Origin of the sequence: Mycolicibacter acidiphilus (assembly GCF_018455725.1) — a bacterium.
Taxonomy (GTDB): domain Bacteria; phylum Actinomycetota; class Actinomycetes; order Mycobacteriales; family Mycobacteriaceae; genus Mycobacterium; species Mycobacterium acidiphilum.
On record NZ_JAHCLR010000049.1, the window covers coordinates 1 to 13,321 of the forward strand.

At 70.1% G+C, this 13,321-nt stretch carries 12 protein-coding genes; 4 read left to right on the forward strand and 8 right to left on the reverse strand.

Annotation, left to right across the window (positions count from 1 at the left end):
- The 3 genes from KIH27_RS18355 to KIH27_RS18365 all read right to left on the reverse strand — a co-directional run.
- Positions 1-1,172: cbb3-type cytochrome c oxidase subunit I (locus KIH27_RS18355; RefSeq protein WP_214094409.1), on the reverse strand; the 1,172-nt coding region annotated here is incomplete at its 3' end.
- 151 nt (positions 1,173-1,323) lie between these two features.
- Positions 1,324-1,680 carry a carboxymuconolactone decarboxylase family protein gene (locus KIH27_RS18360; protein WP_214094410.1) on the reverse strand — a complete coding sequence of 119 codons (357 nt, stop codon included), beginning with the start codon at positions 1,678-1,680 and terminating at the stop codon, positions 1,324-1,326.
- A gap of 31 nt (positions 1,681-1,711) precedes the next feature.
- Entirely contained in the window at positions 1,712-2,608 is an 897-nt protein-coding gene (locus tag KIH27_RS18365; protein ID WP_214094411.1) for a pseudouridine-5'-phosphate glycosidase, read from the reverse strand.
- 99 nt (positions 2,609-2,707) lie between these two features.
- Between KIH27_RS18365 and KIH27_RS18370 the strand changes: the two genes are divergently transcribed.
- Entirely contained in the window at positions 2,708-3,547 is an 840-nt protein-coding gene (locus tag KIH27_RS18370; protein WP_372451419.1) for a GmrSD restriction endonuclease domain-containing protein, read from the forward strand.
- A gap of 3 nt (positions 3,548-3,550) precedes the next feature.
- Here the strand turns inward: KIH27_RS18370 and dapC are convergent, their stop codons facing one another.
- Positions 3,551-4,669, reverse strand: coding sequence for a succinyldiaminopimelate transaminase (gene dapC, locus KIH27_RS18375; RefSeq protein ID WP_214094413.1), 1,119 nt, complete (start codon positions 4,667-4,669; stop codon positions 3,551-3,553).
- Positions 4,670-4,761: 92 nt separating this feature from the next.
- Between dapC and KIH27_RS18380 the strand changes: the two genes are divergently transcribed.
- Positions 4,762-5,319: a PadR family transcriptional regulator gene (locus KIH27_RS18380; protein WP_214094414.1), complete on the forward strand. Its 558-nt coding sequence runs from the start codon at positions 4,762-4,764 to the stop codon at positions 5,317-5,319.
- Positions 5,316-7,349 carry an NADPH-dependent 2,4-dienoyl-CoA reductase gene (locus tag KIH27_RS18385; protein ID WP_214094415.1) on the forward strand — a complete coding sequence of 678 codons (2,034 nt, stop codon included), beginning with the start codon at positions 5,316-5,318 and terminating at the stop codon, positions 7,347-7,349. Before KIH27_RS18380 ends, KIH27_RS18385 begins: the two co-directional genes overlap by 4 nt.
- Before the next feature lie 65 nt (positions 7,350-7,414).
- On the opposite strand, the gene KIH27_RS18390 is transcribed toward KIH27_RS18385, so the two are convergent.
- Positions 7,415-10,000, reverse strand: coding sequence for a bifunctional FO biosynthesis protein CofGH (locus KIH27_RS18390; RefSeq protein ID WP_250150358.1), 2,586 nt, complete (start codon positions 9,998-10,000; stop codon positions 7,415-7,417).
- A 138-nt stretch (positions 10,001-10,138) separates the two neighbouring features.
- Here KIH27_RS18390 and KIH27_RS18395 point away from each other — a divergent pair, with 138 nt between their 5' ends.
- Positions 10,139-10,759 (forward strand): hypothetical protein, encoded by a 621-nt coding sequence (locus tag KIH27_RS18395; RefSeq protein WP_214094417.1) that lies wholly within the window; start codon positions 10,139-10,141, stop codon positions 10,757-10,759.
- Here the strand turns inward: KIH27_RS18395 and KIH27_RS18400 are convergent.
- The 3 genes from KIH27_RS18400 to KIH27_RS18410 all read right to left on the reverse strand — a co-directional run bounded on the left by KIH27_RS18400 (position 10,742) and on the right by KIH27_RS18410 (position 13,217).
- Complete coding sequence (locus tag KIH27_RS18400) at positions 10,742-11,125, reverse strand: hypothetical protein (protein ID WP_307856935.1); 384 nt, start codon at positions 11,123-11,125, stop codon at positions 10,742-10,744. The genes KIH27_RS18395 and KIH27_RS18400 overlap by 18 nt on opposite strands.
- A 216-nt stretch (positions 11,126-11,341) precedes the next feature.
- Complete coding sequence (gene mshB, locus KIH27_RS18405; RefSeq protein ID WP_214094418.1) at positions 11,342-12,256, reverse strand: N-acetyl-1-D-myo-inositol-2-amino-2-deoxy-alpha-D-glucopyranoside deacetylase; 915 nt, start codon at positions 12,254-12,256, stop codon at positions 11,342-11,344.
- Positions 12,257-12,287: 31 nt separating this feature from the next.
- On the reverse strand, positions 12,288-13,217 hold the full coding sequence (locus tag KIH27_RS18410) for a hypothetical protein (RefSeq protein WP_214094419.1): 930 nt from the start codon (positions 13,215-13,217) through the stop codon (positions 12,288-12,290).
- Between the last annotated feature and the right edge of the window lie 104 nt (positions 13,218-13,321).

The following is a 13,321-nucleotide window of genomic DNA, read 5'->3' on the forward strand; positions in this document are numbered from 1 at the left end:
CTGTCGGTGACGTGGAAGTCCAGCGGCGGGCTGGCCAGCATCACCCCGGTCAGCCCACCCGCCAGGAACGTGACGGCGAAACCGAGCGAGAACAGCATCGGTGTCTCAAAGGTCAACTGGCCCTTCCACATCGTCCCGATCCAGTTGAAGAACTTGATCCCGGTCGGCACCGCGATCATGTAGCTCAGGATCGAGAAGAACGGCAGCAGGACGGCGCCGGTGGCGAACATGTGGTGCGCCCACACCGCGGTCGACAGCCCGGCGATGCTCATCGTCGCGTAGACCATCTGCGTGTAGCCGAACGTCGGCTTGCGGGAGAACACCGGGAAGATCTCGGTGACGATGCCGAAGAACGGCAGCGCCACGATGTAGACCTCGGGATGGCCGAAGAACCAGAACAGGTGCTGCCACAGGATCGCCCCGCCGTTCGCGGCGTCGTAGAGGTGCCCGCCCAGGTGCCGGTCGACCGCCAGACCCAGCAGCGCCGAGGTCAGCAGCGGGAAGACGATCAGCACCATGATCGAGGTGATCAGGATGTTCCAGGTGAAGATCGGCATCCGGAACATCGTCATCCCGGGGGCCCGCATGCACGCGCAGGTGGTGATCATGTTCACCGCGCCGAGGATGGTGCCGAGCCCGGACACCGCCAGACCCATGATCCACAGGTCCCCGCCGGCGCCCGGCGAATGGGCCGCGGTGCTCAGCGGGGTGTAGGCGGTCCAGCCGAAGTCCGCCGCCCCGCCCGGCGCCAGGAAGCCGGCCATCACGATCAGCCCACCGAACAGGTACAGCCAGTAGGCGAACGCGTTCAGCCGCGGGAACGCCACGTCCGGGGCGCCGAGTTGCAGCGGCAGCACCAGATTGGCGAAACCGAACACGATCGGGGTCGCGTAGAGCAGCAACATGATCGTGCCGTGCATGGTGAACAGCTGGTTGTACTGCTCGTTGGAGAGGAACTGCAGGCCCGGCGCTGCCAGTTCGGTGCGCATCAACAGTGCCATCAGGCCACCGACCAGGAAGAAGCTGAATGTGGTGACCATGTACATGATCCCGATCAGCTTGTGGTCGGTGGTGGAGATGGCCCGGTAGAACAGCGAACCGCGTGGGCCGACTCTGGGTGGATAGGGACGTGTGGGGAGCAACTCTTTGACGGGGATGCTCAGAATGCTCACGCCGCACCACCACCGGTCACGTCTGCCATCAGCCGCCTCCCGCCAACTAGTGGTCGGTCAGCGGCTGCTGGCCGGACCAGCGGTTATACCGGCCCATGGTACGCGAAATCAGCGCTGAGGTCAGCCCTTCGGCGTCGCTGCAGGATCGGGGCTATTCACCGGTGGCGTCGGCGAATTCACAGAACGCGGTGTAGGCGCGCGCCCCGAAGATGGTGGCCGGGCCGCCGTGCATCAGGATGCTGACGCCGATCGCCTCGGCCGCTTCCGCCTTGGTGGCACCGGCTTTGACCGCCGCCTGCGCGTGCGAGGCGAGGCAGCCGTCGCACCCCTGCACCACCCCGATGGCCAGCGCCACCAGTTCCTTGAATTTGCGGTCCAGTGCGCCGGATTCGAAAGTCGCCTTGCTCATCTCGCCGAAACCCTGGTAGACGCCGGGGATCTGCTGGCGCAGCGCCCGGTGCTGCGGATTCAGGTCGGCGAGCACGCCGTGGTAATCATTGCCATTCATACCCCCCAGGGTATCATGGAATCGCTGCGGGTCAGCCCGCGTAGGCGGCGGCCACCTCGGCGCCCAGCCGGGCGTTGGACAGCACCAGTGCGACGTTGGCCGCCACCGACGCACCGCCGGTCTCGCGGTGGAAGAAGTCCAGCAGGAACGGGGTGACGTCCTTGCCGCGCACCCCTGCCGCCCCGGCGGCGGTCAAACCGGCGGCGAGCACCCGATCATGCAGCGCTCGGTCCAATTCAGCCTCTGCGGCAACGGGATTGGCCAGCACCAGCCCATAACCGGCGGTGCCGAGCCGGTCACGGGCCCGCAGCACGTCGGCCACCTGCGCCGGCGAATCCACCCGCCAGCCGACCGGGTGGCCCGAGTCGGCGAGGTAGAACGCCGGGAACCGGTCGGTGCGGTAGCCCAGCACCCCGATCCCGAGTGTCTCCAGCCGCTCGCACGTCGCCCCGACGTCCAGGATCGACTTCACGCCCGAGCAGACCACCAGCACCGGGGTTCGGGAAAGCGTTGTCAGATCCGCGGATTCATCGAAGGTGTCGCGCGCGCCGCGGTGCACGCCGCCGAGGCCGCCGGTGGCGAACACCGTGATGCCGGCCGCCGCCGCGAAGTGCGCGGTCGCCGCGACCGTCGTCGCCCCGTCACCGCCGCGGGCCGCCAGTGGCGCGACGTCGCGGACGCTGACCTTGACCGCGGCACCGGTGGCGACGCGGTGCAGTGCGGCGTCGTCGAGACCGACGTGCACCTCACCGGCGACGATCGCGATGGTGGCCGGCACCGCACCCCCGGCCCGCACCGCCCCCTCGATCTCGCGGGCGATGCGCAGGTTGTCCGGCCGGGGCAGGCCGTGGCTGATGATCGTGCTCTCCAGCGCCACCACCGGCCGACCGGCCGCCAGCGCATCGGTCACCTCGGGATGTATCCGCACTCGCCCACCGTAATGTCGGTGGTGCTCGGTAACGTGCACAACTGTCCGGCGAATGAGGGGGAGGGTGCCGTGGTCGGCCATCGATGGTCGCGGTGGTCGCTGGCCGCCGCGCTGACCGCCGCAGCAGTGGTCACCGGTGCGCCGGCGCCGGCCGAGCCGGTACCGGGCGCCCCCGTCGACGTGCAGGCCGAACTGGCCAAGCTCGACACCCTGCCGATCAAGGGCCGCGCCCCCAAAACCGGGTACAACCGCGGCCTGTTCGGCCCGGCCTGGAGCGACGACGTGACCGTGCCCGGCGGCCACAACGGCTGCGACACCCGCAACGACGTCCTGCGGCGGGACCTCACCGACATCGAGTTCAAACCGGGCACCAACGACTGCGTCGTGCTCTCCGGGGTGCTCAACGACCCCTACACCGGTACCGCGATCGACTTCCAGCGCGGCCGCGGAACGTCGCGGGCGGTGCAGATCGACCACATCGTCGCACTGTCGGACGCCTGGCAGAAGGGTGCCCAGCAGTGGGATGACGCCACCCGGGCCAACTTCGCCAACGACCCGTTGAACCTGCAGGCCACCAGCGGCCCGGTCAACGAGCAGAAGGGCGACGGCGACGCCGCGACGTGGCTGCCGCCCAACAAGGCCTACCGGCCGGAGTACGTGGCGCGGATCGTCGAGGTGAAGGCCACCTACGGGCTGTGGGTCACCCAGGCCGAACACGACGCGATCGCCCGGATTCTGACCAGTGGGCAGCCCGCGGACGAACCCGCACCACCGCCGCAGGATGCACCGGCGCCATTCGCCGCGGCCGCAGCGCCTGACGACGCCTATTTCCCGAACTGCGCGGCGGCCCGGGCTGCCGGCGTCGCGCCGCTGCACACTGGGGAACCCGGTTACCGTCCCGGCCTGGACCGCGACGGCGACGGCATCGCCTGCGAGTAGGGCTCAGTCGGAAAGCCGGTGCACGGCGGCGGTGATCCGCTCGTCGGTGGCGGTCAGCGCCACCCGCACGTGCTCGGCGCCGGCCGGGCCGTAGAACTCGCCGGGGGCCACCAGGATGCCGCGGTCGGCCAGCCAGCCGACGGTGCGGCGGCACGGTTCGCCCCGGGTCGCCCACAGGTACAGCCCACCGTCGGACAGCTCGACAGTGAACCCGGCCGCCTGCAGCGCCGGCAGCAGCACCGCCCGGCGCTGCGCGTAGCGGTCACGCTGCTCGCGCTCGTGGGCGTCGTCGTCGAGGGCGGCGACCATCGCCGCCTGCACCGGTGTGGGCACCATCATCCCGGCGTGCTTGCGCACCGCGAGCAGTTCGGCCACCACGGCGGGATCGCCGGCCACGAAACCGGCCCGGTAGCCGGCCAGCGACGACGTCTTCGACAGCGAGTGCACGGCCAGCAGACCGGTGTGGTCACCGCCGCAGACCGCCGGATGCAGGATCGACCGGGGCTGCTCGGTCCAGCCGAGCCCCAGGTAGCACTCGTCGGAGACCAACAGCACGCCGTGGCCGCGAGCCCAGTCGACGACGGTCCGCAGCTCGTCCTCGCCGAGGATGCGCCCGGTCGGATTGCTCGGGGAGTTCAGGTACACCAGTGCCGGGACGGCACCACTGGGCACACCGTCGGCACGCAGCAGCTGCGTTCCGGCCAGCCGTGCCCCGACCTCGTAGGTCGGGTACGCCAGTTCCGGGACCACCACCAGGTCGTCGGCGCCGAGCCCGAGCAGGGTCGGCAGCCACGCGATCAGTTCCTTGGTGCCGATCACCGGCAGCACCGCGGATTCGGCCAGGCCGGTGATGCCGTAGCGGCGGGCCAGCGCGGCGGCCGCCGACGCCCGCAGCGCCGGGGTGCCGGCGGTGGTCGGGTACCCGGGTGCACCGGCCGCCGCGGTCAGCGCGTCGCGGATGACGGGCGCGACCGGGTCGACGGGGGTGCCGACGGACAGGTCGACGATGCCGTCGGGATGGGCTCTCGCCTTCGCCGTCACGTCGGCCAGGGTGTCCCACGGGAATTCGGGCAGCGACGCCGAGACGGAACCTCGGGAACGTCCTGAAACGGTCGATTGCATCGGGTGCTGATGCTAGTCGCTGCCCGGCCGTCCACCTAAGCCCCCAATGCAACTAGTTGCATAGTACCGACGGTCCCGCTTATGCTGCGGTCGTGGCACTCCCCCACGCGATCCTGGTCTCGCTGTGCGAGCAATCCGGTTCCGGCTACGAACTCGCCCACCGGTTCGACCGGTCGATCGGGTACTTCTGGACCGCCACCCACCAGCAGATCTACCGCACACTGCGCACGATGGAGGACGACGGCTGGGTGCAGGCCAGTGCGGTCGTGCAGCAGGGCCGCCCGGACAAGAAGGTCTACACCGTTTCCGCCGCGGGCCGTGCCGAACTGGCGCGGTGGATCGCCGAACCGCTGACCGCCCGGGGCAGCGCGGTGGTGGACGCGCGACTGCGCGATCTGGCGGTCAAGGTCCGGGCCATCGGCTACGGCGACGCCGCGGCGGTCCTCACCCAGGTGGCCGCGGTCCGCGCCGAACGCACCGCACGCCTGGACGTGTACCGCACGCTGGCGAAACGGCAGTTTCCGGATCTGGCCACCCTGACCGGGGCCGCCCTGCACCAGTACCTGGTGCTGCGCGGCGGAATCCGGGCCGAGGAGAGCGCGGTCGACTGGCTTGACGAGGTCCACGACGCACTGAAGGAGACACCGTGACCCCCGCGGCACCAAACCCGTACCGAAACCTGCTGTCCCCGTTGGATCTCGGGTTCACCACGCTGCGCAACCGGGTGGTGATGGGCTCGATGCACACCGGGATGGAGGACCGGGCCGGCGACATCGGCGAGCTCACCGAGTTCTTCGCGGAACGCGCCCGCGGCGGTGTCGGGCTGATCGTCACCGGCGGCTACGCGCCGAACCGGTCCGGCTGGCTGCTGCCGTTCGCCGCGCAGATGATCAGCGACGCCGACGCCCGGCGGCACCGGCGGATCACCCGGGCGGTGCACGAGGCGGGCGGCAAGATCGCGCTGCAGATCCTGCACGCGGGCCGCTACTCGTATCACCCGCTGTCGGTGAGTGCGTCGTCGATCAAGGCCCCTATCAACCCGTTCCGGCCGCGGGCACTGTCGGCACGCGGGGTGGAGCAGACCATCGACGACTTCGCCCGGGCCGCCCGGTTGGCCCGCGACGCCGGTTACGACGGCGTGGAGATCATGGGCAGCGAGGGATACCTGCTCAACCAGTTCCTGGCGCAGCGCACCAACCGCCGCACCGATTCCTGGGGTGGCAGCCCGGCGAACCGACGGCGGTTCCCGGTGCAGATCGTGGCGCGCACCCGCGAAGCGGTCGGATCCGATTTCATCATCTGCTACCGGATGTCGATGGCCGACTACGTCGAGGGCGGCCAGAGTTGGGACGAGGTGCTGGCGCTGGCAACCGAGATCGAGGCCGCCGGCGCCACCATCATCAACTCCGGCTTCGGCTGGCATGAGGCGCGGGTGCCGACGATCGTCACGTCGGTGCCCAACAGCGCGTTCGTCGACATCAGCGCCGCCGTCGCCGACCACGTGAGCATTCCGGTGGTGGCGTCCAACCGGATCAACATGCCGCAGACCGCCGAGCAGATCCTCACCGACACCTCGGTTCAGCTGATCGCGATGGCCCGGCCGATGCTGGCCGACCCGGACTGGGTGCGCAAGGCGACGGAGAACCGGGCCGACGAGATCAACACCTGCATCTCCTGCAATCAGGCCTGCCTGGACCGGGTCTTCGTGCACCGCAAGGCATCCTGTCTGGTCAATCCGCGCGCCGGCCAGGAGTCCAAGCTGGTGATCGGACCGACCCGGCAGACTCGCAGCGTGGCGGTGGCCGGGGCCGGGCCGGCCGGGCTGGCCGTGGCGCTCACCGCCGCGCAACGCGGTCACCGGGTGACGCTGTTCGAGGCGAGCGGGCACCTCGGCGGCCAATTCGACTTGGCCAAGCGGATTCCCGGCAAGGAGGAGTACGCGGCGACGATCCGCTACTACACCACGATGCTGGCCAAACACGACGTGACGGTGCGCCTGAACACCGCAGCGGACGTCGATGCGCTGCTCGGCTTCGACGAGGTGGTGCTGGCAACCGGGGTGCGGCCGCGGATTCCGGACATCCCGGGCATCGACCATCCGATGGTGATGACCTACGCCGAGGCGATCACCGGCCGGGAGGTCGGTGCGTCGGTGGCCGTGGTGGGTGCCGGCGGCATCGGCTTCGACGTCAGCGAATTCCTGGTCACCAAAGACTCCCCGACGCTGAACCTGGCGGAGTGGAAGGCCGAGTGGGGCGCCGCCGACCCGTGGCGGGCGCGGGGCGCACTGACCACACCGGACCCGTCGGCCCCGGCCCGGCAGGTGTACCTGCTGGCCCGCACCGAGGGCCGTCAAGGTCTCAAGCTGGGCAAGACCACCGGCTGGGTGCATCGTGCCTCGCTGAAAGCCAAGGCCGTGCAGCAGATCTCGGGGGTGAACTACGACCGCATCGACGACGACGGGCTGCACATCAGTTTCGGGGCGAAACGGTCCCGGCCGCGGACGCTGGCCGTGGACAACGTGGTGATCTGCGCCGGGCAGGAGTCGGTCCGTGACCTCGACGAGGGGCTGCGGGCGCGCGGCATGCATCCGCACATCATCGGCGGCGCCGCGCTGGCCGCGGAGCTCGACGCCGAGCGGGCGATCCGGCAGGGCGTCGAGCTGGCCACCCGCCTGTAAGCCGCGATTTCGGCGCGGTTAGGCCCGCTCACCGGGACGAAACGCGCCGAAATCACCGCACCGGGCTACACCGCCAGCGGCTTGTAGTCGGTGCTGCGCTGCCGGGCCGGTCGGCCGATGCCCTCGGCGATGCCGACCAACTCGGCGATCGTCTTCGCCGACCCGTGTTCGGAACCGGCCATCCGCGAGATGGTCTCCTCCATCAGCGTGCCGCCCAGGTCGTTGGCCCCGCCGTTGAGCATCACCTGGGTGCGCTCCACCCCGAGCTTCACCCAGCTGGTCTGGATGTTGTCGATCCGCCCGTGCAGCATGATCCGGGCCAGCGCGTGCACCGCCCGGTTGTCCCGGTGGCTGGGGCCGGGGCGCGCGCCGCCGGCCAGGTACAGCGGTGAGCTCTGGTGCACGAACGGCAGCGGGACGAACTCGGTGAAACCGCCGGTGCGGTCCTGCACGTCGCGCAGCACGTTGAAATGCGCGACCCAGTGCCGGGGCGAATCGATGTGGCCGTACATCATCGTCGACGAGGACGGCAGCCCGACCTCGTGCGCGGTGCTGACCACCTCGACCCACATCGAGGTCGGCAGCTTGCCCTTGGTCAGCACCCAGCGGATCTCGTCGTCGAGGATCTCCGCGGCGGTGCCCGGGATGCTGCCCAGGCCGGCCTCCCGCAGGCTGATCAGCCACTCCCGAATGCTCAAGCCGCTCTTGGACACTCCGTTGGTGATCTCCATCGGGGAGAACGCATGCACGTGCATCGACGGCACCCGTGCCTTCACCGCCCGCACCAGATCGGCGTAGCCGGTGACCGGCAACTCCGGATCGATGCCGCCCTGCATGCATACCTCGGTGGCGCCGGCCAGGTGCGCCTCGTAGGCCCGCTCGCCGACCTCGGCGTTCGACAGCGAGAACGCGTCCGCGTCGCCCTTGCGCTGCGCGAACGCGCAGAACCGGCAGCCGACGTAGCAGATGTTGGTGAAGTTGATGTTGCGGTTGACCACGTAGGTGACATCATCGCCGACGACGTCGCGGCGCAGCGAATCCGCCAGCGCGGCAATCGCATCCAGCGCCGGGCCGTCGGCGGTCGCCAGCGCCAGGTATTCGGCGTCCGAGCAGCCGGCCGGGTCGCGTTCGGCCGAGCGCAGCGCCGCCAGCACGTCGGTGTCGACACGTTCGGGTGCGCGGGCCGCCAGGTCGTGGATCTGCTCCCGGATCGTCTCCCAGTCGCCGAACGCACTGCCCAGGTCGCTGCGGGTCTCGGTGGCCCGGCCGTCGACGTCGATCGCCGAGTTCAGGTCGATCCGGCCGGTGGACTCCACCTCGTCGGGTTCCTGCCAGGCCAGCCCGACCGGGTTGACGTCGGCCGCCCACCCGGTGGCGGGGTCGGCCAGCGCGACGACGTGCCGCCGCACCCGCGGATCGATCCAGGCCGCACCGGCCTGCACATAGTCGGGCTGGGCGGTCAACCGCTGCACCAGGTCGTAGCCGGCCCGCTCGGTGATCGCCGCCAGGTCGTCCAGCTCCGGCCACGGCCGCTCCGGGTTGACGTGGTCGGGCGTCAGCGGTGACACCCCGCCCCAGTCGTCGACACCGGCGCCGATCAGCGCCAGGCACTCGTCAGCCGACACCAGGTTCGGCGGTGCCTGCACCCGCATCTTCGGGCCGAGCACCAGCCGGGCCGCGGCGATCGTCGCGACGAAATCCTCGATGCCGGCGTCCGGGGTGGCCGCCATCGCGGTGTGCTCCTTGGCCCGGAAGTTCTGCACGATCACTTCCTGGATGTGACCGAACTCCTTGTGCACCTTGCGGATCGCGTGCAGGGTGTCGGCGCGCTCGTCCAGGGTCTCGCCGATGCCGACCAGCAGCCCGGTGGTGAACGGGATCGAGAGCCGGCCGGCGTCGGCCAGCGTGCGCAGCCGCACGGCCGGATCCTTGTCCGGGCTGCCGTAGTGCGCCAGGCCCTTGGTCTCGAACAGCCGCCGCGACGTGGACTCCAGCATCATGCCCATCGACGGCGCCACCGGCTTGAGCCGCGACATCTCCGACCAGCTCATCACGCCCGGGTTCAGGTGCGGCAGCAGACCGGTCTCCTCCAGCACCCGGATCGCCATCGCCCGCACATAGCTCAGCGTGGTGTCGTAGCCGCGTTCGTCGAGCCACTGCTGCGCCTCAGGCCAACGCGCCTCCGGCCGGTCGCCGAGGGTGAACAGCGCCTCCTTGCAGCCCAGTTCGGCGCCGCGGCGGGCGACGTCGAGGATCTCGTCGGGCGTCATGTACATCTCTTTGCCCTGGGCGCGCAGCACCCCGGGCACCGTGACGAACGTGCAGTAGTGGCAGGTGTCGCGACACAGGTGGGTGACCGGGATGAACACCTTGCGCGAGTAGCTGATCGGCAACCGGCCGTTCGGCCCGCGCCGGCCACCGGATTCCAGGCCGGCGTCGCGGACCCGGGCGGCACTGGCGCACAGATCGGCGAGGTCGTCACCGCGCGCGGTCATCGCGATCGCGGTTTCCTCGGCGTTGAGGATGACGCCGTCGCGGGCTCGGCGCAGCACCCTGCGCAGCGCCGAGGATCCGGCCTGGGAGGTCGGCTGGTTGTCTGAGTTCAGCGGCACGTTTGTACAACTTCCGCTCGGTGGAGATTTCATCCGCATGCGGCTCCGCACGGAGCATCTGCATGCGTACCCGCCACACTAGCCGCCGCGAAACGGTGGCCGACCGGCGCAGGTGGCTCGCGGTCAGCACCCGCTAAACAGCACGCGGATCGGCCGCGACCCCCTACATTCATCAGCATGGTGAGCAGCGGAGTCGTCGACCACCGTCACCGGCGGTTTCTGGCAGCGGGGATCGTCGGGGTCGCGGTGCTGACACCGGCGCCGCACCCCACCCCGGTCCACGATCCGCCGGTTCTGCTGGTGGCGGACGCCGCACCGCTCGACCTGGAGTCGTTCGCGGCGGCCGCCGGCACACCGATCGGTGTCGCCATCGAGAACTTCTACCTCGCCGTGGAGCCGTGGGCCCGGTACGGGGCGAATCTGACCTCCTGGGCGGCCGGCTGGGTTCCGGTCGCGGGCCTGCTGGCACCGCAGATCAACTTCTTCTACGACTTCGGTGAGGCCATCACCCGAAGTTGGGTGTTCAACGCGGCCGGTGTCCTCGACGGCGATCTCGGACTCGGTCAGGCGTTCGCCAACATCGGCAGCGACACCACGGCGGCCTTCGACGCGTTCGTGCACACCCAGATCAACTGGGTGACCCACCTGCTGCCGCCGCTTCCCCCATTCCCGACGCCTCCCCCGCTGCCGCCGATCGGCTCCTCGGCAGCGGAAGCGCTGGGTGGGCTCGGTGGACTGGATTCGGTCGACGGGGCCGATCCGGGGCCACTGCACGACCTGTTAAGCCTTGCCCCCTGAGTCGGCCGCTTCGCCGGCCCGGCGCCGCCGCCAGAGCAGCCAGCAGGGGGGTGCGGTGCCCAGCACGATCATCATCAGCACGCCGTAGGCCATCACGCCCCGGCCTGCGAAGATCAGGTCGTCGCCGGGACCGCCCAACGCCATCAGTGCCACCGTTAGCAGCCACGTCCACAGCGGCAGCGCGGCCAACCGCAGCGACGCGGTCCAATGCAGAGCCGCCCAGACCAGCACGGCGTTGACCAGCCCACCGATCAGCGCACTGATCGGGAACGGCGACGAGCCGAGGTAGGACGGGAGCAGCAGCGCGGTGGCAACCGCGCACAGCACCCCGTCGACGGCCAGCAGGCTCAGTACCAGGAAACGAATGACGGAACCGGGCTTGCCGGTGCCCCCCGCAGACTCGACGGGCTCGGCAGCCGGCCCGGCGGTGATCAAGTCGGGATGCTCTCCAACTGGCTGACCATCGAACCGACCATCCACTGGTAGCTGTCGGTCCACCACTGCCAGTGTTCCAAGTTGGGGTCCAGATCGGGGTCCATGCTCACCCTTACCTTCGCGCTCGGGGAATTACTCAGCGGAAGCTTACCCTGTCGCCTCGGCACCGAGATTCAGTCCGCCCAGAAGATCGGTCTCCCAGCCGCGGTCGTCCCGCGGCCCGGGCGCCCCGGCCGCCAGGACGTAGTGCTCGGCCGCCAGGATCGGCAGCGACAGGTTGTTCGACAGGGCGAACGCCCGCCGGGTCGGCCCGACGGCGATCTGGGTCGCATGCGCCACCATCGCCGCCACCTTGGCCGGCAGGGCGCCGGCATCGTCGACGACCGCGTCGATCCGGGCGTCGGGGTAGCCGCCGACGACGTCGCCGACATCACCGCCGTCGGGCGTGGTCCAGTGATCGAGCAGGTCCCCCGCCCCCAGTCCGCCCTGAGCGGCGTGTACCGCACTGGTCGCGGTCACCGTCCAGTAGAACTTCGGCGTGGCCCACGGCCGCCCCGGGTGGCCGGGGGCTGCCGCGGCGGCGACGGCGGCGGTGGTGACGGTGTGGGCCTGGATGTGGTCGGGATGGCCGTAGCCACCGCCCGGGTCGTAGGTGACGACGACGTGCGGGCGCACCGTGCGGATGATCTCCACCAGTGCGGCGACGGTCTGCGCGTCGTCGGCGTCGGCGAACCGGTGCCGATCCCGGCCCGGTGTGTCGGCCATCCCGGAGTCACGCCAGCGGCCCGCCCCACCGAGAAACCGCGGCGGACGGGCGCCCAGCGCCTGCAGCGCCGCGGTCAGCTCCCCGATCCGATAGCCACCGAGTTGGTCCGCGTGCGGGGCGGCCAGCAGCGCCCAGCGGTCCCCGATGACCTCACCCTCCTCACCGAGGGTGCAGGTGACGACGTGTACGTCGGCGCCGCGGGCGGCGTAGTGGGCGATGGTGGCCCCGGTGGTCAGCGTTTCGTCATCGGGGTGGGCGTGCACGAACAGCAGCCGTGGTGTCTGAGAAACCGGCACCGGCCGAACCCTACCGTCGCCGGCGGTGCGATCAGAACAGACCGGTGAACAGGCTGCCCCAGTCCATGTCGGTCAGCACCGGGATCAGGTTGTCGGCTTGGAAGGCTCGGAGCAGGTCCTCGATGTCGGCCGAGCTGAACGTCTGCAGGAAGTTGCCCCAGTCGGCCTGGGCTGCGGCACTGTCCGAGTCGAAGCTGGCCAGCAGGCTGCTCTGCAGTTCCGAGCCGCCCAGGTTCACGCCGAGGATGCTGTTCAGCGCGGCCTCGTCGTGCGCCAGCACCGTGTTGTTGGCGTTGAAGATGACGCTGATGACGCTGCTCAGTTCGGGGTTGTCGCCGGACAACTGCTGCGCCGCAGCCGCCTGCGCCTGCACGAGCGACTCGTTGAGTTGCAGCTCCGCCTGGGCCACGCCGGCGGTGAACGCCTGCTGCGCGGCGGACAGGCCCTGCACCGCGGCGGTGATGGCGGCGGTGGCCGCGCTACCGGCGGCGCTGGCGGCACTGGCGGCAGAACTGGCGTCGGAGCCGCCGAACACGCCGCCCGGGACGCCGATATTGGGGGCGCCGGCGTCGATGGTCGGCAGCAGGCCCTGGAACATCGCGGGGTCGAGGCCGCCGCCCAGCAGGCTCTTCAGCGCCTCCTCATCGAGCGCCAGGTCACTGAGGTCCGGGGACGAACCGTTGAGCCCGCCGAAGGCGTCGTCACCGCGGCCGAACAGCAGGTCGCCCAGGTTGAACTGATGCTGGGCGAAATCCCCGACGCCGGCGGTGTCGGGCCGGACATGATTCTCGACGGTGTCCGCCACCGCGTTGGCGTGGACGTTGATCGCCGACAGGTCGACATCACGAACCTGCACGTCGGGCAGGGACTCCAGCATCGTCGGCGCCAGGCCGACGATCAGACCGCCGGCGACGAGCGCTGCTGCGGATGCGACGACGCACCGGTTCGCAACGTGATCCATGCCTGACCTCCGAAATCCCGCCCAGTGTTGCTTAATAATAACCAAGAATCATCTGTGCGCAACAGGTAAATAAATCTAGTTAGCGGCCTCCCCGCCGCCGTCAT